24 protein-coding genes, 1 pseudogene and 1 riboswitch are annotated in these 24,505 nt (G+C 62.8%); of the genes and pseudogenes, 18 read left to right on the top strand and 7 right to left on the bottom strand.

Translation table 11 applies throughout. The features are described from left to right. Positions 1–183: 183 nt before the first annotated feature. From LAC81_RS10105 to LAC81_RS10075, 7 genes and pseudogenes are all read left to right on the top strand, one after another. Positions 184–708: pseudogene (locus tag LAC81_RS10105) on the top strand (tail fiber domain-containing protein); the annotation flags it as partial. Between the two features lie 182 nt (positions 709–890). After that, positions 891–2,570, top strand: coding sequence for a tail fiber protein (locus tag LAC81_RS10100; protein WP_223727707.1), 1,680 nt, complete (start codon positions 891–893; stop codon positions 2,568–2,570). Beyond that, on the top strand, positions 2,570–3,046 hold the full coding sequence (locus LAC81_RS10095) for a hypothetical protein (RefSeq protein WP_223727706.1): 477 nt from the start codon (positions 2,570–2,572) through the stop codon (positions 3,044–3,046). Before LAC81_RS10100 ends, LAC81_RS10095 begins: the two co-directional genes overlap by 1 nt. A gap of 25 nt (positions 3,047–3,071) precedes the next feature. Then, positions 3,072–3,920 carry a hypothetical protein gene (locus LAC81_RS10090; protein ID WP_223727705.1) on the top strand — a complete coding sequence of 283 codons (849 nt, stop codon included), beginning with the start codon at positions 3,072–3,074 and terminating at the stop codon, positions 3,918–3,920. Continuing rightward, positions 3,917–4,120, top strand: a complete 204-nt coding sequence (locus LAC81_RS10085) for a hypothetical protein (protein ID WP_223727704.1) — start codon at positions 3,917–3,919, stop codon at positions 4,118–4,120. Before LAC81_RS10090 ends, LAC81_RS10085 begins: the two co-directional genes overlap by 4 nt. Positions 4,121–4,240: 120 nt before the next feature. Then, the gene (locus LAC81_RS10080; protein WP_223727703.1) at positions 4,241–4,498 is read left to right on the top strand and encodes a hypothetical protein; all 258 of its coding nucleotides are present in this window, start codon (positions 4,241–4,243) and stop codon (positions 4,496–4,498) included. Continuing rightward, positions 4,485–4,859: a DUF1515 family protein gene (locus LAC81_RS10075; protein ID WP_223727702.1), complete on the top strand. Its 375-nt coding sequence runs from the start codon at positions 4,485–4,487 to the stop codon at positions 4,857–4,859. The genes LAC81_RS10080 and LAC81_RS10075 overlap by 14 nt, the downstream gene beginning before the upstream one ends. Positions 4,860–5,180: 321 nt before the next feature. On the opposite strand, the gene LAC81_RS10070 is transcribed toward LAC81_RS10075, so the two are convergent. Beyond that, positions 5,181–6,209, bottom strand: coding sequence for a GlxA family transcriptional regulator (locus tag LAC81_RS10070; RefSeq protein ID WP_223727701.1), 1,029 nt, complete (start codon positions 6,207–6,209; stop codon positions 5,181–5,183). A gap of 118 nt (positions 6,210–6,327) precedes the next feature. Here LAC81_RS10070 and LAC81_RS10065 point away from each other — a divergent pair, with 118 nt between their 5' ends. Beyond that, positions 6,328–7,344, top strand: a complete 1,017-nt coding sequence (locus tag LAC81_RS10065) for an alpha/beta fold hydrolase (RefSeq protein ID WP_223727700.1) — start codon at positions 6,328–6,330, stop codon at positions 7,342–7,344. A 70-nt stretch (positions 7,345–7,414) separates the two neighbouring features. After that, positions 7,415–8,380 (top strand): MBL fold metallo-hydrolase, encoded by a 966-nt coding sequence (locus tag LAC81_RS10060; RefSeq protein ID WP_223727699.1) that lies wholly within the window; start codon positions 7,415–7,417, stop codon positions 8,378–8,380. A gap of 72 nt (positions 8,381–8,452) precedes the next feature. Here the strand turns inward: LAC81_RS10060 and LAC81_RS10055 are convergent, their stop codons facing one another. Further along, on the bottom strand, positions 8,453–9,565 hold the full coding sequence (locus LAC81_RS10055; RefSeq protein ID WP_223727698.1) for an NADH:flavin oxidoreductase: 1,113 nt from the start codon (positions 9,563–9,565) through the stop codon (positions 8,453–8,455). A 1-nt stretch (position 9,566) separates the two neighbouring features. Next, the gene (locus LAC81_RS10050) at positions 9,567–9,959 is read right to left on the bottom strand and encodes a RidA family protein (protein WP_223727697.1); all 393 of its coding nucleotides are present in this window, start codon (positions 9,957–9,959) and stop codon (positions 9,567–9,569) included. A gap of 141 nt (positions 9,960–10,100) precedes the next feature. Between LAC81_RS10050 and LAC81_RS10045 the strand changes: the two genes are divergently transcribed. Then, positions 10,101–11,009 carry a LysR substrate-binding domain-containing protein gene (locus LAC81_RS10045; RefSeq protein WP_419195813.1) on the top strand — a complete coding sequence of 303 codons (909 nt, stop codon included), beginning with the start codon at positions 10,101–10,103 and terminating at the stop codon, positions 11,007–11,009. A 14-nt stretch (positions 11,010–11,023) separates the two neighbouring features. Here the strand turns inward: LAC81_RS10045 and LAC81_RS10040 are convergent, their stop codons facing one another. After that, entirely contained in the window at positions 11,024–11,323 is a 300-nt protein-coding gene (locus LAC81_RS10040) for a hypothetical protein (protein WP_113539259.1), read from the bottom strand. A gap of 238 nt (positions 11,324–11,561) precedes the next feature. On the opposite strand from LAC81_RS10040, the gene LAC81_RS10035 reads away from it, so the two are divergent. The 3 genes from LAC81_RS10035 to LAC81_RS10025 all read left to right on the top strand — a co-directional run bounded on the left by LAC81_RS10035 (position 11,562) and on the right by LAC81_RS10025 (position 14,076). Continuing rightward, the gene (locus LAC81_RS10035) at positions 11,562–11,837 is read left to right on the top strand and encodes a hypothetical protein (RefSeq protein WP_223727696.1); all 276 of its coding nucleotides are present in this window, start codon (positions 11,562–11,564) and stop codon (positions 11,835–11,837) included. A gap of 271 nt (positions 11,838–12,108) precedes the next feature. After that, positions 12,109–13,884 carry an SLC13 family permease gene (locus tag LAC81_RS10030; RefSeq protein ID WP_223727695.1) on the top strand — a complete coding sequence of 592 codons (1,776 nt, stop codon included), beginning with the start codon at positions 12,109–12,111 and terminating at the stop codon, positions 13,882–13,884. Positions 13,885–13,896: 12 nt separating this feature from the next. After that, the gene (locus LAC81_RS10025; protein WP_223727694.1) at positions 13,897–14,076 is read left to right on the top strand and encodes a hypothetical protein; all 180 of its coding nucleotides are present in this window, start codon (positions 13,897–13,899) and stop codon (positions 14,074–14,076) included. A gap of 176 nt (positions 14,077–14,252) precedes the next feature. Here LAC81_RS10025 and aspT (LAC81_RS10020) read toward each other — a convergent pair whose 3' ends face one another. From aspT (LAC81_RS10020) to aspT (LAC81_RS10010), 3 genes are all read right to left on the bottom strand, one after another. Further along, on the bottom strand, positions 14,253–15,932 hold the full coding sequence (aspT, locus tag LAC81_RS10020) for an aspartate-alanine antiporter (RefSeq protein WP_223727693.1): 1,680 nt from the start codon (positions 15,930–15,932) through the stop codon (positions 14,253–14,255). A 268-nt stretch (positions 15,933–16,200) separates the two neighbouring features. Further along, positions 16,201–17,853 carry a bifunctional aspartate transaminase/aspartate 4-decarboxylase gene (locus tag LAC81_RS10015; RefSeq protein ID WP_113539263.1) on the bottom strand — a complete coding sequence of 551 codons (1,653 nt, stop codon included), beginning with the start codon at positions 17,851–17,853 and terminating at the stop codon, positions 16,201–16,203. A gap of 58 nt (positions 17,854–17,911) precedes the next feature. Continuing rightward, the gene (aspT, locus tag LAC81_RS10010) at positions 17,912–19,600 is read right to left on the bottom strand and encodes an aspartate-alanine antiporter (protein ID WP_223727692.1); all 1,689 of its coding nucleotides are present in this window, start codon (positions 19,598–19,600) and stop codon (positions 17,912–17,914) included. A gap of 452 nt (positions 19,601–20,052) precedes the next feature. Next, positions 20,053–20,269, top strand: a riboswitch (cobalamin riboswitch). A gap of 104 nt (positions 20,270–20,373) precedes the next feature. On the opposite strand from aspT (LAC81_RS10010), the gene LAC81_RS10005 reads away from it, so the two are divergent. The 5 genes from LAC81_RS10005 (at position 20,374) to LAC81_RS09985 (ending at position 24,393) form a co-directional block, all read left to right on the top strand. Continuing rightward, positions 20,374–20,787: a DUF1636 family protein gene (locus LAC81_RS10005; protein WP_113539264.1), complete on the top strand. Its 414-nt coding sequence runs from the start codon at positions 20,374–20,376 to the stop codon at positions 20,785–20,787. Between the two features lie 76 nt (positions 20,788–20,863). Continuing rightward, positions 20,864–21,670, top strand: a complete 807-nt coding sequence (locus LAC81_RS10000; protein WP_113539265.1) for an ABC transporter ATP-binding protein — start codon at positions 20,864–20,866, stop codon at positions 21,668–21,670. Beyond that, positions 21,667–22,620: an ABC transporter substrate-binding protein gene (locus tag LAC81_RS09995; RefSeq protein ID WP_223727691.1), complete on the top strand. Its 954-nt coding sequence runs from the start codon at positions 21,667–21,669 to the stop codon at positions 22,618–22,620. Before LAC81_RS10000 ends, LAC81_RS09995 begins: the two co-directional genes overlap by 4 nt. Before the next feature lie 3 nt (positions 22,621–22,623). After that, positions 22,624–23,691, top strand: a complete 1,068-nt coding sequence (locus LAC81_RS09990) for a FecCD family ABC transporter permease (RefSeq protein ID WP_223727690.1) — start codon at positions 22,624–22,626, stop codon at positions 23,689–23,691. 141 nt (positions 23,692–23,832) lie between these two features. Further along, positions 23,833–24,393, top strand: a complete 561-nt coding sequence (locus LAC81_RS09985; RefSeq protein WP_223727689.1) for a DUF924 family protein — start codon at positions 23,833–23,835, stop codon at positions 24,391–24,393. Positions 24,394–24,505 lie beyond the last annotated feature (112 nt).

Raw genomic sequence — 24,505 nt, 5'->3', positions numbered from 1 at the left:
ACCCCGGTGGGCTTCTGACTGGCCGTTCGCTGGTCGGAGCGGCGACGCCTCTTGAACTCAGGGATTTTCGCGACGAGACGGGTCCTCGTCGAACACCTGTCGAACGGCATGCCGAAGATGCGAGCCCTGAGAACTGGCGGCGGGGTCTTATTCTTCCTTTTGAGAAGAACACATCAACCGGCGAAGGACCAGAGCTTCAACGCCCAGCAGGCGCAGCTTGCGGCGCAGAACGCCGCGCGGGCGCAATATCTCAACGAGATGTATGCCCAGCGAAACCAGCCGATCAACGAGATTTCGAGCCTGCTATCGGGCGCCCAGGTTAGTAGCCCGAATTTTGTCCCGACGCAGGGGCAGAGGATTGAGCCGGTGGATTATGCCGGGATGGTGCAGCAGGACTATCAGAACCGCGTGGCGGCGTACAATCAGAAGCGAGAAGGCATCAGCAGTGTGCTCGGGAGCATTCTTGGTGCCTTACCGAAGCCGTCAGACCGTCGCCTGAAAAAGGACATCAAGAAGGTCGGCAAGTTGGATGGGCATTCTCTCTACGAGTACCGCTACAAGAGCGAGGCCGGACGTGGCCCGAAACATCTCGGCGTGATGGCGCAAGAGGTGGAAAAATCCCGCCCCGATGTCGTCAGCCGCGGCCCCGACGGCATGCGCCGCGTCGACTATGGCCGGCTTTTTTCGGCAGGTCGCAACAAGCGGTAGTTCCTCCACCGAGTCTATCGACAGCTTCAGGGTCATTCATTTGGAGCCCTTGAAGCGAGCTCACTGGCCGCGGTTGGGGAACCCAGCAACGGCCGAAGCGTGCCTCGCCGAGGATCACCAATTCCATCGATAACAGGAACAACAGGGAAGCTTGCGGACACGCGCTTCCATGGAGACAAGCCATGCCCAGAACAGGTGGCGTCTATTCGCCTCCCGCCGGCACCAAAGGCGTGCCCAATACCACGATCCAGAGCGTGCCCTACAACACGCTGATCGACGACCTGACTGCCGACGCCAACGCACCGCGTCCGCTGACCGCGGGCGGCACGGGTGCGACGAGCGCAAGCGGTGCCAGGACGGCGCTCGGTCTTGAGATCGGCACCAATGTCCAGGCGCAGGACGCAGGCCTGCAATCGATCGCCGGATTGACGACAACGACCAATCAGATGCTCTACACGACGGGGACGGATCTTTACGCGACGACGGCGTTGACGCCGTTTGCGCGAAACCTCCTTGATGATGTCGATGCCGGAACGATGCGGGCGACGATCGGTGCGGACAACGCTAGCAACCTCACGAGTGGCACAGTCAATGACGCACGCTTGCCATCGACGATGTCGAGCAAGACGTTCGTTGGCTCTATCGCCGTCAACAATGGTCCTGGGACGGGACACATAGTGCTCAGTACCGGAAACGCAACGAACACCGGATACGTGGATTTTAGAAAAACCGATGGAAACCGGGCTGGCTACATCGGCTATGCTCCAAACGCTGGCGGTAACATCGACCTTAACGCTGAAGCGGGCTTTCGTTACAATTTCTCCGGCGCCCTTGTGCCCACCTACGGCGGAATCCCCTTGGTCACGACAGCCGGAACGACCTTCACCGGCGCGCTCTGGGCTCCGAATTTTGTTGCTTGTGCCGACGTACAGATCCGTTTCAATGGTGACCGCTATCTCTACTTCATGACAGCCGCCGGAGTGAATCGTGGCGTCATCGTGCACAACAACACGATCGGCGCGATGCAAACGTTCCTCTACAGCACCTCTGGCACCTTCGTCAGATCGTTCACTCTTCGAGAAGATGGGGCTGGCTTCTGGGGTGGCCACATGCTCGAAGTCGGCAACAATGCGGGCACGTCGGAGTTCCGCCTCAACGCCAACCCAAACCGGGACCATCGCCTACTTAGCGACTCGGGCGGCTCGTTCTACATCCAGTATTCCAATAGCGAATGGTCGAACGCCTCAACCTTGGTTTGGTGGGACGCTGCAGCTAACGCCAATCTCGGCGGTAGCATCTATAGCCCGACGGGTTTTTTCACCTCTGGTGCCCTCGGCAGTAGTAACGGCGTGGTGGCGGGCACTGGCGACAACGCTACTTATACCTCTCACAACCTCCGCATCTCCACTTGGTACGGCGTTGGCATTTACGATAGTAGTTCCGGCAACTGCCGCATCGTCTTCGATGCTCGAGCCGGACATATCACCAATACCGGCAACCATGCTATCGGAGGCACGATGTACGTCGGCGGCGCGGCATATTTCGGTGACGGTAACGTCCAGTTCGCTGGCGGAATGGCCGGGTTTGGCGCCTACCTCAGCGATGCTCTGAGCGCGCGCGTTGTAATCTACGCCGGTTCCAACCAGGATGAGGTCAACTTTCCTGTCGGCCATCCAGTGTTCTGCTACTCAAACGGTATACGAAACCGGAACCAAGGTTACGCAACGTATCTATCTACCGCTGCCTATCAATATACCCTGGACGTGGGGGCCGGCGCTCAGTTGGGCGGAACGTGGCGTGCACGCGGGCAGGTCACATACTCCAGTGGGAACTCCATGGTTCAGATGCAGAGGACCGCGTGATGGCGCTTTCGTTGAATGAGGTCTATTCTGTTCAAAAGACCAAGGAAGACGGTGTGTTGCTGGTCAAATGCAACATCACTGATCTAGACGATGTCGTTTACGACTGTGATTATGTATCACGGCCGGAGGATAGCTTTGGCCTCAATCCGGCCATTCGCAAGTGGCTCGTCGATAATGATGACTTTCCGATCTCCGCGTATGTTCCCCCGTCGGACGAAGAGAGCCGACGAGCGATGCCGTCGCTTTCTGCGCGGCAATTCCGTCTAGGTCTCGTCAGCGCGGGCGTTTCACCAAACGTTGTGGCAACTGTGATTGCTGCTATGCCTGTCGGCGCAGAACAAGATAAGGCGCAGATCGAGTGGGAGTATGCCGAGACGTTTCAGCGCAAGCACCCGCTGATCGCCACGATAGGGAAAGAGCTCGGTCTATCAGATGCCCAGATCGATAATCTGTGGCTTGCTGCTGCCGATCTCTAGGCATTCTCCACAATTCAGGTGAACTATGAATCACTCGGTATTTTTTGCCGCTCTCCGGCGACGGGGTAGCGCGGCATTCGGCAGTTCTCTATCTGCGCAGCAGACGAAGGGTATCGAGGCGATCCTCGATGAAGCCCATGGTCGAGGTGTCGGTCACTGCCACCTCGCTGCAATACTCGCGACCGTCTATCACGAAACTGGCGGCTCCATGCAGCCGATCGACGAAAACCTCAACTACTCCGCCAAGCGGCTCACCCAGGTTTGGCCCGCGCGATTCCCGACAGTTGCAAGTGCAGAGCCCTTTGCCGGCAATCCGCGCAAGCTTGCGAACCGGGTCTATGGCGGTCGGCTCGGGAATGTCGCGGCGGACGATGGGTGGCGTTTCCGCGGGCGCGGGCTGGCGCAGATTACCGGCAAGGCGAACTATGCGAAGTTCGGCCTTGCGGCTGCGCCGGAGCAGGCGAGCGAGATGGCGACTGCGGTGCGCATCCTGTTCGATGGCATGACGGAGGGGCTCTTTACTGGCAAGCGGCTCACCGATTTCGACACGGACGAGAGCCTTTCCGAGGCGGCAATCGGCTATCGGTATGCGGCGTCGCGCGCGATCGTCAATGCTGATGTCAGGCAGAATGGCCCAAAGATCGAGGCTTATGGCCGAGCGTTCGAGGCGGCGTTGCGGGAGGCCGGATATGGCCGGAACGGCCAGCAAAAGGCGGCGCCGGCGAAGCCCGGCGTCGTCGTTGTGCTTCGGCCGGGGAAGTCGGGGGCCGCGGAGAAGGGCGAAAGGGACAGCGATGCGGCTAAGTCTATCGGCAGCGTGCTTGTACGCCTAGTTGCAGCGGTTGTCGCTGTTCTCGCGAGGTGGGCGAAATGAGCGCTGTGATGATTCGCATCGTGCTGCGCTATGGCGCCGGTTTGCTTGTGGCCAAAGGCTTGCTGGCGCCTGAAATGGGTCCCGCGCTTGCTGATGACCCGGACATTCAGATGCTGCTGGAGGTTGGCGTCGGCCTGGCTGCCGGCGTTTTATCTGAAACCTGGTATGTGCTCGCGCGCCGTCTTGGCTGGGCCAGATGATGCTGCCCTGGCCCAAGTTGCTGACAGGCTGTTTGGTGCTCGCCGGCCTCGTCTGGCTCGTCCACGAAATCCGGGCCGATGGTGCCCGTTCCATCGCCAATGCTATCGAAAGGCAGAACAATGACGCTCAGAGCCGCGCTCGCGAAAAGCGCCTTGATTACGATTCCTGCCTTGATGCAGGCGGGCTGTGGAACTTCGCAACCGGCGAGTGTTCCGGGCCTCAGAGGCGTGGTCGGAACTGATCTCATCGGTGCGCGTGGTGCGACAGCTGTCGATCAACGGCGAATCGATCGCACGGCTGTCGGTCTCTGCGCTGCGGAAATATGGACACGGGCGGAGTGTGCCAGGCATGGGGAGCGCACCGATGTCGGCAGTTGAAATCGATGTTGCCGTTCACCGCCAGCTTGGCGAATTGGTTGCGGGCATGCGCGGCCTGCAGGAATCCATCCGCCGGATCGAGGAGGGGAGCCGCCGCGCCGAGGACAAGTACGCGGCCATTCATGGCAGCGTGCATCTGCGCATGGAGCAGCTGATCGACCGTGTGGGTGAGATCGAGGCGTCTGTCTCGGCGATCGGTGGGGACGTTGCGGAGATGAAACCCGTGACCGACGATGTCAGGCGCTGGAAACTGATGGGGATCGGCGCACTAGGCGTCACCGGCATCGCGGCGATGGCGCTGGGCGTCGGCTTCGCCGAAGCGATCCGTCGTGTCGTCTTTGTCATCGTCGGCAAGGGCTGACGGGCAGCGCCCGTGATCGGACGCGTCGAATACCTTGAGCTGACCGAAACGCCGGTTACGCTCCAAAGCAGATCAGATCTAGATTGACCGATAGTCCAGGGAAAATCGCTCCAACCAGCGAATTCAATGTACGCCGCGCGTCCCAACGGGCGCGCGGCGGTTTTTGCGTTTTCTAGCCCTCGAGGGGCACCGAGATGGCATTGCTTGGTCCCTTGTCGGCTGGCGGCTAAATCGCCTGGAATTGCGCCGTTGGCCGCGGCTACGAACGAACGTGGCCAGCGATGCGGCCCAGTCGACGGAGCCCGATCCCATCTCCGGCCTCTAAGCCGGCACCGCATGCGGCGCTGAGGCGGCCATGCGCCGGGCACCATCCGATACCGAGAAGCGAAGGCGATACTCCTTGGGTGAAAGGCCTAGGATCTTGCGGAAGATCTTGCGGTAGGCGTTGGTGTCGTCATAGCCGCTCTGCCAGGCGACCTGCTCGATCGAGAGATGCGAACGCTCCAGCAGATCGCGCGACTTGGCGATCCGCAGCCGCTGGCAATACTCGGTGGGGTTGAAGCCGGTCGCCTTCTGGAAACGGCGCAGGAAGGTGCGGTCGCCGAGGCCGGCGCGCTCGGCCATCATCTGCAGCGTCACGCCCTTGGTATTGGCGCCGTGCAGCCAGTGCTGGACCTTCAGAATGATCGTGTCGCCGTGATCGAGTTTCGGCGCAAAGACGCTGTAGTAGCTCTGCTCCCGCGCGCCGGGGTCGATGATCATGTAACGCGCGGTTGCCAACATGACGTCGGTTCCGAGAAACCGGTCGACGAGTTTCAGGCCGAGGTCGATCCAGGCCATCATGCCGCCAGCCGTGATGATATCGCCCTCGTCGATGAGCAGCCTGTCGGTGTCGACGCGGATATCGCCATAGCGATCGGCGATCAGGTCCTGGTGCGACCAGTGGGTGGTGATGGTGCGGCCGGCAGCAAGACCGGATTCCGCCAGCAGATAGGCGCCGCCGCAGACGGAGCAGATCGTTGTACCTCGTTGGTGCTGTTCGCGCACGAAGGCGGGCAAGGCGCCGATGCGATCGCCGACCGGCAAATCGGAGAGCGTCGGCGGCAGGATCAGCGCCACAAGACCGGACGAAGGCCCCTCGTGGGTGTCACGTGATTTCGACACCGAGCCGTCTTCCTGAAGCTTCCAGTGGCTGATGCGGATCTGCGGAGCGTCCCTCCCGCTCTGTTCGACCGATTGCATGCTCGCCACCTGAAACATGTCGGTCAGCCCATGGATCGCCGACATCAGTGCGCGCGGGTAGACGACGATACCGATCTCCGCCGGTTCGCTTGTCGATCGTTTTGTCACTTCTGCCCCCATCGTTGTCAGCTTTGCCGGTCGAGAGGTTAGGCCCGCCGATTTATCAATTCAACCATCGCTTCCACGGGATGGAAGCCTGGCAACAGAGATCAAAGAGGTGAGGACAATGACACAGGCAAGAGCAGTTTCCGCAAGCATTTCCAATGACCTTTCGCGCCGCACGGTTCTTTCGGCTGCCTTCGGTGCCGTGGCCACCGCAGCCGCGGTCAACACCATGAACACGCCGGCGAAGGCCGCATCCAACACGACATCAACCGCCGGCGCGTCCGGCACCGAGGGATCAAACAGCAAGGGCAGCCGCATCATCACCCGCGATGGCGTCGAGATCTATTACAAGGACTGGGGCCTGAAGGATGGCCCGGTCGTCGTGCTCAGCCATGGCTGGCCGCTGTCGTCGGACAGCTGGGAAGCGCAGGCCTTCCATCTCGCCGCCAACGGCTTCCGCGTCGTCACCCATGACCGCCGCGGCCACGGCCGCTCGTCGCAGCCCTGGGACGGCAACGACATGGATCATTATGCCGATGATCTCGCGGATCTGATCAATGCGCTCGACCTGAAGGACATCTTCCTCGCCGGCTTTTCCACCGGCGGCGGCGAGATCAGCCGCTACATCGGCCGCCATGGCACCGGCCGCATCGCCAAGGCCGGGTTGATCTCGGCGGTGCCGCCGCTGATGGTCAAGACCGACAAGAACCCCGGCGGATTGCCGAAGGAGGTATTCGACGGCCTGCAGGCGGCAAGTCTCAAGGATCGCTCCAAGCTCTACCGCGATATCGCGTCCGGTCCGTTCTTCGGCTTCAACCGCCCGGGTGCGGTCGCCTCGCAAGGCATGATCGACAGCTTCTGGCTGCAGGGCATGACGGCCGGTCACAAGAACACCTATGACTCGATCGTCGCCTTCTCGCAGACCGACTTCACCGAGGACCTGAAGAAGTTCGACGTGCCGACCTTGATCATCCATGGCGACGACGACCAGATCGTGCCGATCGATGCGGCGGCACGGGCCTCGAAGACGCTGGTGCCGCATGCGGAACTCAAGGTCTATGCCGGCGCACCGCACGGCATCACCGACACCCACAAGGACCGGCTCAACGCCGACCTGCTCGCCTTCGCCAAGGCCTGATGGTTGCTCCCGGTGCCGCCCAGAAGGCGGTACCGGTTTTCCTCAAACGCTTAAGCCAAGGATCAGTGTCATGACCGTCTCCCGTTCCTCCAATGACGTTCTCCCGATCGACCGTCGTCAACTCATCGCCGGCTCCGGCGCGGTTGCCGCCTCCGCTCTCCTGCCGAAAGGCGCCTATGCCGCTGACATCCATCGCTTTCGTCACGGCAGCTTCGACATTTCCGTTGTCAGCGACGGCTTCATCATGCTGCCGGTCAACATCGTGCTGCCGGATGCAGCGGCGGAAGAGCGGCCGGAGATCATGCGCCGGCTTGGCGGCACGCCCGAAAAGGCGCCGTTTCACACCAATATTCCGGTCATCCGCTCTGGTGACGATCTGATCGTGGTCGACGACGGCTCGGGCACACGTTTTCAGGAGAGCGCCGGCAAGCTTCACGCCAATCTGCTTGCGGCCGGCATCGACCCGAGTGCGGTGACGAAGGTGGTGCTGACGCATGCCCATCCTGACCATGCGGGCGGCACCGTTGGCGCCGACGGGACGCTCGCCTTTCCGAATGCGCAGTACTTCGTTTCGGAGGGGGAATGGCAGTTCTGGACCGATCCGAACTTCGAAAGGGTGATGCCGCAGGTGCTGCATGGCTTTGCCAAGGGTGCGCAGCGCGACCTGTTCGCGGTCAAGGATCGGCTGACCCTGGTGAAGCCCGGCGACGAAATCGTCGGTGGCATGCAGGTGCTCGACACGCGAGGTCACACGCCCGGCCATATCTCGCTCCAGCTTGCCGGCGGCGACGGAGCCGGACATGAGGGCCTGGTGATCACGGGCGATGCGGTCACCAGCAACGTCGTCTTCTTCGAGCATCCCGACTGGCATTTCGGCTTCGACACGGATGCGGAACTGGCCTTGAAGAACCGCAAGGCCTTGATCGATCGGGCCGCATCGGAGCGGCTGGCGCTGCTCGGTTACCATTGGGCGTATCCGGGGATCGGGCGGGCGGAACGCAACGGGGCGGCCTATCGCTTCGTGCCGGCTTTGTAATAACTCAGGTCGGCTGCCCCTTGGGGCAAGTGACGGGCGCACCCCACGGGAGGTGCGTCCGTCGATCTATTTTCAGAGAGCGAGTTCGCTGTCCTTGATGTCGCTGATCGGTGCAAGGAACGGTAGTTCGAAGGGGCGCAAGCCGCTGCGTTCGGCAGTCAGCCGCGGCCAGTCGGGGTTGACGAGCGCGCCGCGGCCGATCGCGATCATGTCGGCACCCGCTTCCATCACCTCCTCGGCGCGGGCGAGGTCGTGTAGGCTGCCATTGGCGATGAGGAGGAGGCGCGGCGCGTGACGGCGGGCGAGCGAGACGAGCGAGGCGTCGCCACCCTCGAAGGCTGGCTGCCAGGCTTCGAACTCGGTCACGTGCACGAAGTCGGCCGGGCTTTTGCCGAGTGCCTCGAACACGCGCGCAGCGCCTTGTTCGCGCTCCCCCCATTTGTGCCTGAAGTCGTTGACCTTGCCTTGGGAGAGGCGGAGGCCCAGCGGAACGTCGGGTCCGATCGCCGCGCGCACCGCCTTCAGCACTTCGAGCGACAGGCCGAGACGCTCAACGATATCTCCACCCCAGCGATCGGTCCGCCTGTTTGAATAATCGGTGAAGAATTGATCGAGCAGGTATCCGTTGGCGCCGTGGATTTCGATGCCGTCGAAGCCGGCGACGTCGATCGCAAGGCGAGCGGCATCGGCAAAGCCCTCGATCGCCTCGGCGATTTGGGCGTCGCTGATTTCGCGCGGCAGCGGATAGGGCCCGTCGCCGTGATAGCCGGTCATCTGGCTGCCCTTCGGGCGGACAGCGGAAGGGCCCACCGTCTCGGGCCTGTGCGGATTGCCCTGCGCCAACGCGCCGCCATGCATCAGCTGCGCGAAGATGCGGCCGCCTTCTGCGTGAACGGCATCGACGATCTGCCGCCAGGCTTCCGCCTGTTCCCTGTCCGTCAGGCCCGGCTGGTCCCGATAGGTCTGGGAATAGGCCTTGTCCGTGTAGATGCCTTCCGTGGTGATCAGGCTGAAGCCACCGCGGGCAAAGCGCTGGTAGTAGCGTTGCATGCGTTCGCCGGGCACACCCGCCGCCGAGGCGCTGATGCGGGTCATCGGCGCGACCGACAGGCGGTTGGCGAAACCGAGCCCTTTGAGGCGGGCACCGGTGAAGACCGGTGATGGAATGCTGAGGGGCGCGTTCATGTCAGCGCCCCGCGTCGAGCGCGATCGCTTCGATCTCGATCAGCGCGTCCGACGAATAGAGCGAGGAGACCTCGATGATGCTGTCGGCCGGATAGGGCGCGGAAAACCACTTGCGGCGGAGTTCGATGATCTTTGCGAAATTCTCCATAGAGCGCAGGAAGATCGTGACCTTGACGATCTTGTCGAGACCAGAGCCCGCCGCCTTCAGCGCCCGGTCGAGATTGCGGAAGGCCTGCTCGGCCTGACGGTCGAAGTCGCCGACACCGACGAGTTCGCCGTCGTCGCCGATCGCCGCCTGGCCGGAGACGAAGACGAAGCCATTGGCCTTGATCGCCTGGGAGAGCAGGAAGGGCGCATAGGGATCCGGCTTGGTGACGACCTGTTCGAGAGACATGGGGTGTCCTTTCATGCTTGAGATTTTCTCAGCTCGGCGCTGTTGCCTGGGCTGTTGATCCCAATATGCTAGGGTGATCATCGGCTGACAAAGAGTGATTTCTCAGCCGATGGATGAGGTGAATTCATCTATGAGGATGGAATGAGGAAGTTGCCGCCGCTCGGTGCACTCAGGGTTTTTGAAGCGGCCGCGCGTCGGCTGAGCTTCAAGCATGCCGCCGAAGAGCTGAACGTTTCGGCAACCGCCGTCAGCCACCAGATCCGACAGCTGGAGGAGATGCTGGAGGTCAAGCTCTTCGAGCGCGAGACGCGCCAGGTGCATCTGACGGCGGCTGGCAAGGCGCTGTTTCCCGTGCTGCGCGATGGTCTCGATCGTTTCGAACAGGCAATTGCCGACGTGCGTCGACAGCAAGGGAGCAAGGTGGCGCGGCTGACCTCCACGGTTGCCTTCGTCGCCAAGCGTCTGGCGCCGCTCGCCGGCTCGTTTCGCGAGGCCTATCCGGACTGGACACTGCGGCTCGACGCTTCCAACAGGACGGTCGACCTGGAGGCGGATGCGGACGCTGCGATCCGTTACGGCGGCGGGCACTACCCGGGTCTCGTCACCGAGCCGTTGTTTGCCGATCGTTTTGCCCCGGTCTGCGCCCCGAGACTGGCACCGGCAAGTGTGGCCGATCTCAAACGGGAAACGCTCATTCACTTCGACTGGGGCCCATCGCGCCGCAATGATCACCGCGCGCCCGTCTGGCGGCAATGGCTGGAGCGCGCGGGCGCGATCGGTGTCGATGCCAGCGCGCAACTTTCCTTTACCGATGAGATCCACGCGGTACAGGCGGCGGTTGCGGGGCAGGGCATCGCTCTCCTGAGCCTGACGCTCGTGGCGGATGAACTCGCCTCGGGCATCCTCGTTCAGCCTTTCGACCTGACGCTCGAGAGCGACCGCTACGACTTCGTCTACAGCCCGCGCATGGCCGACCGGCCAGCGACTCGCGTGCTTCGCGATTGGGTGCACGCGCAGTTCGGCAGCGGCGATGGCCGCTCCCCTTCCTAGCGACCCAGATTTGCTCAGTCGAAGTCGAAAATATCATCCGGCTGCCAGCGCCGGCTGGTCAGGCGCAAGGACCGGTCGGGCTCGATGATGTAGGTCTCGTAGACCTTTCGGCCATACTGATCGATGAACTGGTGCGGCACGATGCTGCCGACGGGCGCCTTCTTCAGCTTGGTGCGCGGCTGGCCGCCATAGGTGATGCTGCCGGGGATGGGCTGGAGGTTCGGCGAATAGCCGTAGGTGAGATTGGGGCCGGTCGTGGCGGTACAGCCGCTGAGAAGCAGAACGACCGAGAGAGCGGCAAGGGCATGTTTCATGTCGGCGATCCTCAGATGTGGCTGAGCTTGGCTGCGCGTCATCGAGCGTCAGGCGAAATTGCCTTGAACGGTCATTGCCCGCGAGGTCCAGCACTTTCTTCTAAAGTGTAGCGCTTCAACGGAAATTTCCAAGTTCCGCCTCGCGGCTTTTCGCAAGCATTGCTTGCAGATGTTCACGTCTTCCCAGTCTTGAAAGCTTGGTTGCGACAGCTGCAGCCGGGTACGTTCCGAGCTCTTTTTGACGCGCCTGGCGCTGCATTTCTTCCCGTTGTTATTCGACACGTTGATCCTGCAATATGCCCGTGTCGCGCGCGGCGGATCTGCCGGCCATGACCGGACCCGGGTGGAGGATTTCGGAGACACCCCACCGCCGTCGACGCAGACCTTTATCAACCCGCTGACCAGCAGGCAGACGGCGCTCGAAACCATCTGGGTTGTCGATGATTTCGTGGGACGACATGTTGTTCGCGATCAGCTCCGACCAGGCGGGCGGATGGTTGCCTTTCTGCTGTAGGGCAAGCAGCGGGACGAGGCGATACGCTGGGGGCGGCCTCATTCGGGACCATCGAGTGACAGGGTGGCAGGGGGCGCTGCCTCACCGCCGGCGCGGCGGCGCGAAGAATGCGCTTCGCACTCATACCCAGATTTGTCGCTGAGGCGAATTCCGATTTGCCGAAACATCGGTTACGTCTCTTGTGAACTTCTGCACGGACTGCGCGTTTCGCCCTTGCGGCAAGCGCTAGCTCTGTCCCGCCGCCAGTCCTTTTGCCGAACCCGGGTATTGCATGACCGCCGAACAGTCTCTCGCGTTTATCGTCATCGGCGCCATGATGGCCTTCTTCATCTGGGGGCGGTTTCGATACGACGTGATTGCCTGTTCTGCGCTGATGCTGGCGGTAGCCGTCGGCATCGTGCCCTACGACCATGCCTTTGATGGCTTCAGCGACGACATCGTCATCATCGTCGGCAGCGCGTTGATCGTCAGCGCGGGCGTTGCGCGCTCCGGGATCGTGGATGCAGCGATCCAGCGGTTCCTACCCAATATCTCGTCGGTCCGGGCGCAGCTTGCGCTGCTGGTCATCACCGTCACCGTGCTCTCCGCCTTCATCAAGAACATCGGTGCGCTGGCGATCATGCTGCCGGTCGCCTTCCAGTTTGCCCGCCGGTCGAATGTCCAGCCCTCCGTATTCCTGATGCCGATGGCTTTCGGATCGCTGATCGGCGGGCTGATGACCCAGGTCGGCACCTCGCCGAACATCGTCGTTTCGCGCGTCCGCCAGGAGCTGACCGGCGAGAGCTTCACGATGTTCGACTTCACGCCCGTCGGAGCGACGCTGGCGCTGGTCGGCTGCATCTTCCTGCTCTTTGCCTACAAGCTCGTGCCGCAGCGCACCAGCCAGCAGGTCTCGCTGCAATCGGCGATAGAGATCACCGACTACACCTCCGAGGCCGTGGTTGCCGCCGGCTCCCCGGCGATCGGCAAGCCGCTCAGCAATCTGGTCAAGCTCGGCGACGGCGGTGCCGTCGTCATCGCCATCTTTCGCCGCGGCCTTCACCTGGCGCCGCTCCCCGACGTTACGCTTGAAGCCGAGGATGTGCTGCTGCTCGAAGGCGGGCCGGCACCGCTCGATCGCATCGTTTCCCAGGCCAAGCTGAAGATTGCCGGTGACCGTGCTCCGCACGCCCGAGACAAGGCGGGATCCGAGATCGAAGCGGTGGAAGCGGTCGTCGGCAGCGGTTCGCCGCTGGACGGCATGTCGGCACAGCGCCTGGCGCTGTTCAACACCCACAATATCAACCTGCTTGCCGTCAGCCGGCAAGGCGAACGATTGAAGCAGCGCCTCGGCAGCATTCGTTTGCGCGCCGGCGACATCATCGTCTTGCAAGGCGCACGGCACGAGTTGACGTCCTTCCTGCAAGACTTCGGCTGCCTTCCGCTGGCCCAGCGCGAAATCCTGCTCGGCACCACGCGCAAGGCCCCGCTGCCGCTTCTCGTTCTCGCAGCTGCCATGGGCTCGACCGCCGTCGGCCTCGTTCCCGTGCCGATCGCCTTCTTTGCTGCGGCCCTTGCCATGGTGGTGCTGCGCATCATTCCGCTGCGCGACTTCTACCGCTCGGTCGACGGGCCAATCCTGGTGATGCTGGCGGCGCTGATCCCGGTCAGCGATTCCTTGCGCACGACCGGGGGCACGGAGGTCATCGCGCAATGGCTCGGCACGATTGCCGCCGGCCTGCCGCCCGCCGGCGCGCTGACGATAATCCTTCTGGCCGCCATGGCCGTAACGCCGTTTCTCAACAATGCCGCCACCGTGCTGGTCATGGCACCGATCGCCGCAAGCTTTGCCGGTGCGCTCGGCTACAAGCCGGAAGCCTTCCTGATGGCGGTCGCCATTGGCGCTGGCTGCGATTTCCTGACCCCGATCGGCCACCAGTGCAACACGCTGGTCATGGGGCCGGGCGGTTATCGCTTCAGCGACTATCCGCGCCTCGGCCTGCCGCTATCGCTGGTAATCGTCATTGTCAGCATACCCACGCTTATGCTGGTGTGGCCGCTGCGGTGATAGCCTGTCGAAATGAACGAACCGAATCTGCAGCCCGGAAGCTACATCATGGACGATCGCCAAAAGCTGGCCCTGAAAGCGCTGGCACTAGTGGTGAGACAATATCTCGAAGAGCGTCCTGACGGCCTGGTCGATAACTATGCGGTGTCGGCCGGGGAATACGCAATCGAGGCACTCACGGCCTTTGGTTAGATGGAGGTGTCGGAGTTCGGCGCGCGATTTGGGCGCTGGACCGATGCAGGACGCGCATTGTTGCGATGGGACGATAGTGCGGCCTTTGCCGCGGAGACCTTTCCTATGCCGCCGCTATCTCCATGACCGGTAATCGATACCGCTAGAAAGTCAGCGTCTTGCGCCACGCGCTCGCGCTACCCCAAAACCGTCACAAGCACGGCGCCCCAGAGTGCGAGCAGCACGTTGCCGATGGCGTAGCCGAGACCGTAGCCAAGCGTCGGGACCTTGCTTCCCGCCGCCTCCTGCACGGCGGCGAGCGCCGGTGCCGAAGTGCCGGCGCCGCAGCAGGTGCCGGCGAGCACGCCTTCGTTCATCCGGAAGACCCAGCGGCCGAGCGCGAGCGCGGCCAAGTGCGAAATCACGCAGATCAGCGCGCTGGCGATGACCAGTGCCGGGCCGGACTGGACGAGACCGGCCACGAAACTCGGGCCGGCCGAAATGCCGACACAGGCGATGAAGGCGCAGAGCCCGACGCTGTCGAAGAACCAGAGGGTTGCTTCCGGCACGAAGCCGAAGGTGCGCCGGACCGAGCGCAGCCAGCCGGCGACGAGACCCGCAATCAGCACGCCGACGGCAACGCCAAGCCCGATCTCCAGCGCACCGAGTTTCAGCGCGGGAATGCCGATCAGGCCGCCGAGAAAGATGAAGACGCCGACAAAGACCATGTCGGTTGCCGTCGTCTCGCGGTCGGCATAGCCGAGCCGCGCGGCGGCATCCTCGACATGGCGGCGCGCGCCGGCGATCGACATGACGTCGCCGCGGCGCACCGTCAGCCCGGGAAAGATCGGGATCGGCTGGCCGGCGCGCAGGATACCGCGCAGGAAGACCGAGCGTGCCTCGGGCTGCTGCCTGAGTTGCCACAGGCGTTTGCCGGCCACTTCCTTGTTGGTGACGACCACATCGAGGGTCTCGACAGGGATATCGAGCAGCTCGCGGTCGTCGATCTCGGTGCCGATCCGGCTGGAATATTCGACCAGGAAACCGCGAAGGCCTGCAACGGCTATGACGTCACCTGCCTGCAGGCGCTCCTTGCTCGTGGGTGTGATGATCTCGCGGCCCCTGCGGATCTGCTCGATATAGGCCTTCTGGTTTTCAGGAACCCTCGCTTCCGCTTCCGCAACCGTAAGGCCGACCAGGTTGTCTGCGACCTGGAAGGCACGCGCTTCGATCTCGCGGCGGGCGGTGTCGCCGTTGTTTTGCGGGGTGATGTTGAGTTCGGCTTCGAGTTCGGCGCAGGCCTCCTTCAGGCTGCGGCCGAACATCCGCGGAGCCAACTGCGACTGCACGAGAATGGCGCTGACGACACCGACGAGGTAGGCGACGGCAAAACCGGTCGCAACGGCGGATTCGAACTGGTTGGCCGCTTCGGGCGTCGGTGCCGTCTTGCGGAAGGTGTCGATGGCGACGCCGACGGTCGCCGATTCCGTCGCTCCGCCTGCCAGCACGCCGGCTGCCGTTCCGAGATCGAATGCAAAGAGCATCGAGAGAATGATCGCGACGCCGAGGGCGACGACGCAGAGCGTCACCGTAACGGCGATCTGGGGCAGGGCATCGGCGTTGAGACTCTGGAAGAATTGCGGGCCGGTGCGGTAGCCGATGGCAAAGAGGAAAAGCAGAAAGAACGCCTGCTTTACATCGTTCGACAACACCGCGCCCGTCTGACCGATCAGCACGCCCGCCAGCAGGCAGCCGGTGACGGCGCCGACGGTCACGCCGAAGATGGTGATCTTGCCGACGGCGTAGCCGATGCCGAGCGCGAGAAACAGGGCAAGCTCCGGATGCGCTCTGAGGATGCCGAACAGATGATCGATCACGCCGCTTTACTCCCAACTCCAGCCGAAGGGGCACCTTCAGCCTGACAATGCGCTGCTTGCTCGCCGGCGGGAAACCGCCGGAAAATCTGGGGTGGCTGGACAACAGGACGTCTGCTCACGCCCTTCTGCATGTTCCCCGTGATCGTGGCCGATTGATAGGCGAAAACATGCAGCAATTCAAAGTGCTACAGCGACCTCCGCGCGTCCAGGAAGACGCGTGGTGCGGTAGGGGAAAGCGGCCGGCATGTTTGCCGGCCGCTTCGATCAGCTAGCTGATCTTCAGGCCCTTGGCTGCCTGGTAGGTCTGTACATAGCCGCGGGCGACCGAGCGCACGGCACGGCCGATCTGCGAGTAGGCGTCGTCATTGAGGTTGGCGAAGGAGACGCGCGCCGACCAGCTTGGTGCGTCGAAGCCTGAACCGTTGAGGAGCACGATGCCGTGGTCCTCGGCAAGCCGGAAGGGAATGTCGAGCGGGTGGATGTTGTCCTTCACCCAGGTGACGACATCCTCGCCGACATATTTGCGCAGCCAGAACTCGAAGTCGATGATGCCGTAATAGTGGTCGAAATAGATGCCCGGATTGGACTCGACCCCCATGCCCTCGATCAGGTTCCAGAAGCGCTTGGTGCAGATGGCGATGCAGGCCTTCTGGTAAGCCTTCTCGACGTCCATCAGCTCGACGAGGCCGAAGAGCGTCATCATCACCTGCTGGGGCAGCGACAGGCCGGCGGTGTGGTTCAGCGCTACGTCGCGGCTGTCGGCGACGATGCGGTCGATGAACTTCACCTCGCGCGGCTTCGGCGTCATCGCCTTGTAGCGTTTTTCAAGGAGCTTCTGGATCGGTTCGGCGTGGGCCTTGATCTTCTCGTCGAAGATGTTGTCCTCGGCGACGGCAATGACGCCGAGGCGCCAGCCGGTGCAACCGAAGTACTTCGAATAGGAGTAGACGCCGATCGTGTTGCGCGGCAGATGCCCAAGCAACGACTGGAAGCCCGGAACGAAGGTGCCGTAGACGTCGTCCGTCAGCACGATCAGGTCGGGGCGCTTCTTGTTGACGAGGTCGACAAGGCGCTTGATCGAATCCGGATCCATCGCCACGGCGGACGGGTTGCCGGGGTTGACCAGGAACAACGCCTTCACCTTGGGGTTCTCCAGCGCCTTGATGTCTTCGTCGGTGAACTGGAAGCGGTCCTCCTGCTCGGCGCTGACATTGATGGTCTTGAGATCGTAGTCCTCCAGTTCCGGCATTTCGAGATAGGGCGTGAAGATCGGCGTTCCGAGCGCGATCGTGTCGCCGGCGTTAAGCAGGCGGGCGTTCTTCAGTGCCTTGAAGATGTAGCACATGGCGGCGGTGCCGCCTTCGACCGGGTAAAGGTCGAACTTTGCCTTCGGTCGGTGGCCGGCGCACATTGCCCACATCAGGTATTCGTGGGTGATGATCTCGTTGTGGTGCAGCGCCCGATCGGGAACCGGATAGTTGTCGCCGATGATCGAGTCCGTGAGCTCGTGCACGAAGGCGTCCGCATCGAAGCGGAAGGTGGTGATGGCGTAGTTGACGGCGTCGGAAAGCGTCTTTGCCGGCGGAATACCCTCATCCTCTTCATCCCAGTCGGCCGTGCTCTGCAGTTGCTTCTTCGTCCACTTCTCAAACCGCGCGTGGGCGCCGTCCTTCGGCGGCATGCCGGCCACACCCGCCTTCGGGTCGTAATAGGCGCGCTTGGCTTCCGTCAGCGCAAACTGGCCGAGCAGGAAGAAGGCTTCGCGAGCGCGTGTCGCCGTCCAGTTCGGGTTGCCGCGGCCGGCATTGAGGAAAGCCTTGGCGGATTTCTGTGAGCTCGACTTGGCGAGCTTGATCAGTTCGTCCTTGATTTCGAACGGGCTGAGATCGGAAAGGCTATCGTAGAAATTTCTGTCCAACATGGTCCACACTCCCTGTGATCTATGCATTTTGAACGATGGTCTGCTTCGCCCGCTCGCCTCAGGCGAGCATGATGACGATGACGAGGCCGAAGATGGTCAGCAGCGTGTTTCCGATGGCGTAGGGCATGCCGTAGCCGAGCGCCGGCACCTTGCTCTTGGCCGCCTCCTGGATCATGCCGAGCGCTGCCGTCGTCGTTCTGACGCCGGCGCAGGCGCCAAACAGGATCGCCGGATGGAACTTGAAGACATAGTGGCCGAGGAGCACCGAGGCGATCATCGGGATCGACGTGGCGACCACGCCCCAGATGAACAGCGAAATGCCGACCTCCTGCAGGCCCGCGACAAAGCCCGGGCCGGCGCCGATCCCGACGACGGCGATGAAGATGTTGAGGCCGAGCGTGTTCATCAGCCACAGCGCCGGCGAGGGGATTCGGCCGAAGGCGGGGTAGGTGGTGCGCAGCCAGCCGAGCACAAGGCCTGCGAGAAGCGCGCCGCCGGAGGTGGAAAGGCCGATCGGGATGCCGCCGATCGTAATCGTGAGCGCTCCGATCATTGCGCCGACGAAGAGACCCCAGCCAAGGAAGGCAATGTCGGTCGTCTCGACGGGCCTGTCGGCAAAGCCTAGCGCCTTGATCGCCGCTTCGACGTGTCTCTTGGCGCCGCCGATGGTGACGATGTCGCCGCGCTCGACGGTGGTGCCGGGCAGCACCGGAATCTCGACCAGCGAGCGGATGATCTTGCGGGCATAGACGCCGCGCGCCCAATCCATCGTGCTGACATCGGCGAGCGTCTTGCCGGCAAGCGCCTTGCTGGTGACGTAGACGTCGACCACTTCGGCTTCCGCGTTCAAGAGTTCCTTGTCCTCGACCTCGATGAGCTTGCTGTCGAGGTTTTCGACGAGCACGGCACGCCGGCCCGAAAAGGCAACGACGTCACCTGGCTGCAGCACGGTGTTGCCGTCGGCTTCGATGATCTGGTCGCCGCGACGCAGACGTTCGACAAAGACACGGATGCCGGGAAGAATGTCCTTGACCGGCTTGCCGGTCAGCCCGCTTGCCTGATCGACGCGGTAGGCGCGAAGGCCGAAATCGTGATAGGCGCGGGTGATGCCGGGTTCGCTGCTCTCGGTGCCGCCGCCAAGCTTGGCCTCATATTCCCGGCACGCCGCCGGAAGGTCGATACCGAGAAGCTTTGGCCCAAGCTGGGCGAGGATGATGGCCGAGCCGATCGTGCCCCAGATATAGGTCACCGCATAGGCGATCGGGATCTGGTCGGCAAAGGCCTTGGCCTGCTCGGCCGGCAGCCCGAGGGAGTTGATCTGATCCGTCGCGACGCCGATTGCAGCCGAGATCGTCTGCGATCCCGCATACATGCCGGCGCCATAGCCGAGCGGAAGCCCGGCGATCAGCGCGCAGAGATAGGGAACGATGAGGCACAGCACCAGGACAGACAGCGCGAAGGCGATCTGCTTTGGTCCGTCGGTGCTGAGGCCGCGCACGAACTGGGGTCCGACGCCGTAGCCGACGGCGAAGAGGAAGATCAGGAACAGGGTGGATTTCAGGTCACCGGAAACCTGGATGCCCAGCTGCCCGATGAGAACACCGGCAAGAAGCGTTGCGGTGACGTTTCCGAGATTGAATCCCGCGACCTTGATCGGCCCGATCAGGAAGCCGATGCCGAGTGCCAGGAAGACGGCCACGGGCGGGTATGTCCGAAGTGTGTCGACGAAGAAATCGATGGGATTCACTACTTTTCCCTTCAGAAAGTTGAGTTGCCATCACTTCATTTCGGGATTGCGCCATTTCTGTACTGCGCGGCCAAGTTGAGTTTATTGGTGCGTTACCGATGCCCAATCTTAGCTTTGCCGATTGTCGCTTCGACCGATGATTTTCTCAACAGACATGGGGTTACGTGAGCGTAACGTACGTTAAGATTGCCGGCATTTGCGCATGGCGCTGGCGCTTTTTGTGGGCGCGGCGGCACCAGTCGGAAAGCATCGGGCCGGGTGGTCGGCCGATCGGCGTGCGCAGGGCGGATCGGGGGGCGCCGGGCAGCGCCGCCGCGGCAAATTTCGCCGGCTACTCAACTTTGACATTGCAATACGTTATGTTATCTCATAACAAATCCTGCATGACGAAACGCCGCATGTTGATAGGTCCGTAGCGCATGCCCCTAGCAGTTGTTTCATCGGCCGATTCATGCGAGGAAGAGCGTGATGGTGCTGCGTCCGCGGAAATGCGGAAGCGGCTGAAAAGGGAACACGGAACGGACGACCCAAATGGGGCCGAAACCGTGGCTGCCCCCGCAACTGTGAGCGGAAAGCGCATTCACACCATGTCACTGGTCAAAGACCGGGAAGACGTGGATGCGCCGCGACCCGCGAGCCAGGAGACCTGCCATCGAACCGATCAACCACAACGGACGGGGTGTTCCGATGGAAAAGAACTGGCTTTCGCGCGACGGTCATCCGTCATCCTGCCGCTTCGCCATCTCCTGCCGTCACTCCGGCGGAGAGAGAAAATGGCTGAGCCGAATTCCCGACAGCACAAGATAACGGTTTGCACCGATTGCCGTTTTACCGGCGGTCCCTGCGTGCCGGGCGCCGAGCTGATAAAGCGTCTCAACCGCAGCATCGCCGCGCTCGGCGAGCCGCTCGATCGTGATTTCTCGATCGCCGGCACCGTCTGCATGGCGGCTTGCACGCGACCCTGCACCATCGCCTTCCAGGCGACGGGCAAGGCGACCTATCTCTTCGGTGATATCTCGCCGGAAGAGGATATCGACGACCTCGTCCGCTTCGCCGCCACCTATGCCGAACGTGGCGACGGCATGACGCGTGCCGCCGAGCGTCCGCGCGGCCTCAAGACAAAGACGCTCGCTCGCATTCCGGCGGCAGTGCTCGTCTCCGAAGACATTGGAGGACGGTTCCAATGAGCGCAACACGCAAAGGGTGGCGGCGACCTCTGGTGCGCGGGCAGAAATGCGCCGCGGCGCGGGGAGGGACGCGGTCATGACCTGTTCAGCGACGGGAGCTGCCCTCAAGGTGGAAGGCCTTTGCTGGGGGCCCCGTGCGGGGCTGACCCTGGTCGAAGACATGGATTTCTCGATCGAAGCGGGCAGCCGCCTTGCGATCCTCGGGCCGAACGGCGCCGGCAAGACCTCGCTTCTGCGCTGCCTCTACCGGGCGGTGCAGCCGAATGCCGGCCGAATCGAGATCGACGGCGTCGACCTCTGGTCGATCTCGGCGCGCGAGGCGGCGAAGACGATTGCCGTCGTGCTGCAGGAAATGCCCGGCGACTTTCCCTTCAGCGTGCGTGACGTCGTGATGATGGGACGCATCCCGCGGCGAGAGGGGCTCAACGGCTGGACGGAGACGGACCGCGAGCGCGTGCAGCATGCGCTCTCTCATCTCGATCTTTCCCACCTCGCCGGCCGCCAGTTCGCCACACTTTCGGGCGGCGAAAAGCAGCGGGTGCTGATTGCCCGGGCACTCGCCCAGGAGCCGCGCATCATCATCCTCGACGAGCCGACCAACCATCTCGACATCCGTCACCAGCTCGAAATCCTCGAGCTCTTGCAGACGCTGAAGCTGACGATCGTTTCGACGCTGCACGACATCAATCTCGCCGCCGAATTCGCGACCGACGTCGCAATCGTGACCGCGGGGCGGCTGACGGCCTTCGGAACTCCCGATGCGGTGCTGAACCCGCGCGCGCTTTCCACCGCCTTCGGCGTCACTGCCACCGCCCACGGCACCGCCGTTGCCGGCAGCGCCCGTTTCTCCTTTTCACTTCCTCGACAGGGATCCATTTCATGAAGATCAATATTGCCTCCTCTACCTTGCTGTTTCTCATTGCCGCCGCCACGCCGGCGCTCGCCTATCCGGTGACCGTCAAGAGCTGCAACCGCGAGGTGACCTTCGATGCCGCGCCGAAACGGGCGATCGCCAACGACGTCAACCTGGTGGAGATGATGCTGGCGCTGAAACTGCAGGACCACATGGTCGGCTATACCGGCGTTTCCGGCTGGAAGACGCTCGATGAAAAACTGCGCGAAGGTGTGAAGGAACTGCCGGAGCTTGCGGAGAAATATCCGACCAAGGAAGTGCTCCTCAATGCCGACGCCGATTTCTTCTTCGCCGGCTGGAACTACGGCATGAAGGTCGGTGGCGAAGTGACGCCCGAGACATTGGCGCCCTTCAAGATCGGCGTCTACGAACTCACCGAATCCTGCATCCACGTCATGGCCAGGGAGAAGCCCTCGATGGACGACATGTTCGTCGATCTCCTCAATCTCGGCCGCATTTTCGGCGTCGAGGATCGGGCCGAAGCGCTGGTCGCGGGTTATCGCAGCCAGCTCGCCGAGATCACCAAGGCCAATGTCGGCAACGCCAAGCCGACCCGCGTCTTCGTCTATGATTCCGGCGAGGAGAAGCCCTTCACGTCGGGTCGCTTCGGCATTCCGACCGCGATGATCGAGGCTGCCGGCGGCGCCAACATCATGGACGATGTCGACAAGAGCTGGGTGGAAGTCTCCTGGGAGCCGGTGATCGAGCGGAACCCGGAGGTGGTGATGATCGTCAACTACGGCGAGGTGAAAGCCGAGGACAAGATCGCTTTCATGAAGAGCAACCCGGCCTTCGCCAATGTCGATGCGGTGAAGAACGACCGCTTCGTCGTGCTCGATTATGTCGAGGCGACGCCCGGACCGCGCAACATCGACGCCATCGCCCGGCTTTCGAAGGCATTTCACGGGCAGGGCCTGTAACCGATGCTGGCTGAGGATACGTCGGCTGTTCCCGTTGCCGTTTCGCGGGTTTCCCCGGCGCGGGCGCTCCGCGGCGGGGTCGGGTTGTTCGCGGCTGTGCTGCTGCTGCTTCTGACCGTGACCGCCGGCGTGTCGCTCGGCTCGGCGCCGATCCCCGTGACCACCGTCTGGTCGATCGTTGCCGGAAAGCTTGTGCCCGGCAGTATCGAGGCCTTCTGGTCGGCCGGGCGCGAAAGCATCGTCTGGGACGTGCGCCTGCCGCGGGTGATGCTGGCGGGGCTTGTCGGCGCCGGCCTGGCGCTGACCGGCGCCGTGTTGCAATCGGTGACGCGCAATCCGCTTGCCGATCCGCATCTGCTCGGCGTCTCCTCCGGCGGGGCGCTCGGGGCGATCGTCGCGCTGTTGCATACCGGAATGATCCTCGGCCTTCTCACGGTGCCGCTCTTTGCCTTTGGCGGCGCGTTGCTTGCCACCGTGCTGGTCGCCTTCGTTTCCCGCGCGCTCGGCACCAGTGCCGATCGCCTGGTCCTTGCCGGCGTCGCCGTTGCCTTCGTGCTGACCTCGGTCGGCAATCTCATGATCTTCCTCGGCGATCCACGGGCGACGCACACGGTGATCTTCTGGATGCTCGGCGGCCTGGGCCTCGCGCAATGGCCGCATCTCGTCTACCCGGCGCTGGTGCTCTTCGTTTCGCTCGGCTGGCTGGTCGTGCGCTCGCGTGAGATCAACGCGCTTGCCATGGGCGACGAGACGGCAACGACGCTCGGTATTCCCGTACGCCGTTTCCGGCTGACGCTCTTCGTCGTCACCGCGCTCCTGACCGGGGTGATGGTGGCCTTTTCAGGCGCAATCGGCTTCGTCGGGCTGATGGTGCCGCATTTCGTGCGGCTCTTTGCCGGCAGCGACAATGTCCGGGTCATTCCGCTCTCGGCCTTCTTCGGCGCCTTGACGTTGATCCTCGCCGACCTCGTCGCTCGGGTGATCATGGCGCCCGAGGATATGCCGATCGGCGTCGTCACCGGCATTGTCGGCGGCATCGCCTTTGTTGCCATCCTCACGCGGCGCGCGTAAGGCGTGCATCGGCATTGGTCATGCATGGACACTGGTCATGCATGGACATGGGCCGTTGCGCGCCTATGTCTTAGCGCATGCATGGCTGCCGTTCCGGTTCGACAAGGGCAGGGCCGGCAGCAGAGCGGCATGAGGGAAAAAATGACGAGAGAAGTTGAAATCTGCACGCCGGAAGACGTTTTGAACTTCTGGTTCGGCGAGCTCACCTATGACGACTGGTTCACCGTCAGCCACGAACTGGACGACGCCTGCATTCGCCGCTTCCAGGCGTCGCACCTGGGGCTGGCCCGCGGGGTCGGCGAGATCTGGCGCGCGACGCCGGAGAACCGGCTGGCGGCGATCATCCTGCTCGACCAGCTGCCGCGCAACATGTATCGCGGTACGCCGCTGGCCTTTGCGACCGATTGTCTGGCGCTGCACGAGGCCAAGCTCGCCGTCGGCAACGGCGCCGACATGGCGATCAAGCCGGAAGCGCGCGCCTTTGTCTACCTGCCCCTCGAGCATTCGGAAAATCTGACCGACCAGACCATGTCGGTGAAGCTTTTCACCGAGCTTGGCGATGCCGAATATCTCGACTACGCCATCCGCCACCGCGAGGTGATCGAGGAATTCGGCCGCTTCCCGCATCGAAATGCCTTGCTGGCTCGCGTCTCGACAGACGCCGAGCTTGCCTATCTGGCAAGGCCGGGTGCCGGATTCTGACGAAAAATCCGACGCTGGAGCGCAATTGACGGCGGGTTTTGCATCTTTCCGCCGTCTTTCGTATTCACATCGCATTGGGATGGCCACTGACGCGATTCCGCTCCACGGTCTC

This window comes from Ensifer adhaerens, from assembly GCF_020035535.1.
Taxonomy (GTDB): Bacteria; Pseudomonadota; Alphaproteobacteria; order Rhizobiales; family Rhizobiaceae; genus Ensifer.
Note: the sequence above shows the minus strand (reverse complement) of the source record. Positions and strands in the feature narration are given on the sequence as shown.

Coding starts and splice junctions, on each gene's coding strand:
- LAC81_RS10000 (WP_113539265.1), top strand. CDS start 20,864: ATGACCTGTTCAGCGACGGGAGCTGCCCTCAAGGTGGAAGGCCTTTGC.
- LAC81_RS10025 (WP_223727694.1), top strand. CDS start 13,897: ATGAACGAACCGAATCTGCAGCCCGGAAGCTACATCATGGACGATCGC.
- LAC81_RS09990 (WP_223727690.1), top strand. CDS start 22,624: ATGCTGGCTGAGGATACGTCGGCTGTTCCCGTTGCCGTTTCGCGGGTT.
- LAC81_RS10065 (WP_223727700.1), top strand. CDS start 6,328: ATGACACAGGCAAGAGCAGTTTCCGCAAGCATTTCCAATGACCTTTCG.
- LAC81_RS10040 (WP_113539259.1), bottom strand. CDS start 11,323: ATGAAACATGCCCTTGCCGCTCTCTCGGTCGTTCTGCTTCTCAGCGGC.
- LAC81_RS09995 (WP_223727691.1), top strand. CDS start 21,667: ATGAAGATCAATATTGCCTCCTCTACCTTGCTGTTTCTCATTGCCGCC.
- LAC81_RS10085 (WP_223727704.1), top strand. CDS start 3,917: ATGAGCGCTGTGATGATTCGCATCGTGCTGCGCTATGGCGCCGGTTTG.
- LAC81_RS10075 (WP_223727702.1), top strand. CDS start 4,485: ATGTCGGCAGTTGAAATCGATGTTGCCGTTCACCGCCAGCTTGGCGAA.
- LAC81_RS10015 (WP_113539263.1), bottom strand. CDS start 17,853: ATGTTGGACAGAAATTTCTACGATAGCCTTTCCGATCTCAGCCCGTTC.
- LAC81_RS10090 (WP_223727705.1), top strand. CDS start 3,072: ATGAATCACTCGGTATTTTTTGCCGCTCTCCGGCGACGGGGTAGCGCG.
- LAC81_RS10055 (WP_223727698.1), bottom strand. CDS start 9,565: ATGAACGCGCCCCTCAGCATTCCATCACCGGTCTTCACCGGTGCCCGC.
- LAC81_RS10095 (WP_223727706.1), top strand. CDS start 2,570: ATGGCGCTTTCGTTGAATGAGGTCTATTCTGTTCAAAAGACCAAGGAA.
- LAC81_RS10045 (WP_419195813.1), top strand. CDS start 10,101: ATGAGGAAGTTGCCGCCGCTCGGTGCACTCAGGGTTTTTGAAGCGGCC.
- LAC81_RS10005 (WP_113539264.1), top strand. CDS start 20,374: ATGGCTGAGCCGAATTCCCGACAGCACAAGATAACGGTTTGCACCGAT.
- LAC81_RS10050 (WP_223727697.1), bottom strand. CDS start 9,959: ATGTCTCTCGAACAGGTCGTCACCAAGCCGGATCCCTATGCGCCCTTC.
- LAC81_RS09985 (WP_223727689.1), top strand. CDS start 23,833: ATGACGAGAGAAGTTGAAATCTGCACGCCGGAAGACGTTTTGAACTTC.
- LAC81_RS10030 (WP_223727695.1), top strand. CDS start 12,109: ATGACCGCCGAACAGTCTCTCGCGTTTATCGTCATCGGCGCCATGATG.
- LAC81_RS10080 (WP_223727703.1), top strand. CDS start 4,241: ATGACGCTCAGAGCCGCGCTCGCGAAAAGCGCCTTGATTACGATTCCT.
- LAC81_RS10100 (WP_223727707.1), top strand. CDS start 891: ATGCCCAGAACAGGTGGCGTCTATTCGCCTCCCGCCGGCACCAAAGGC.
- LAC81_RS10060 (WP_223727699.1), top strand. CDS start 7,415: ATGACCGTCTCCCGTTCCTCCAATGACGTTCTCCCGATCGACCGTCGT.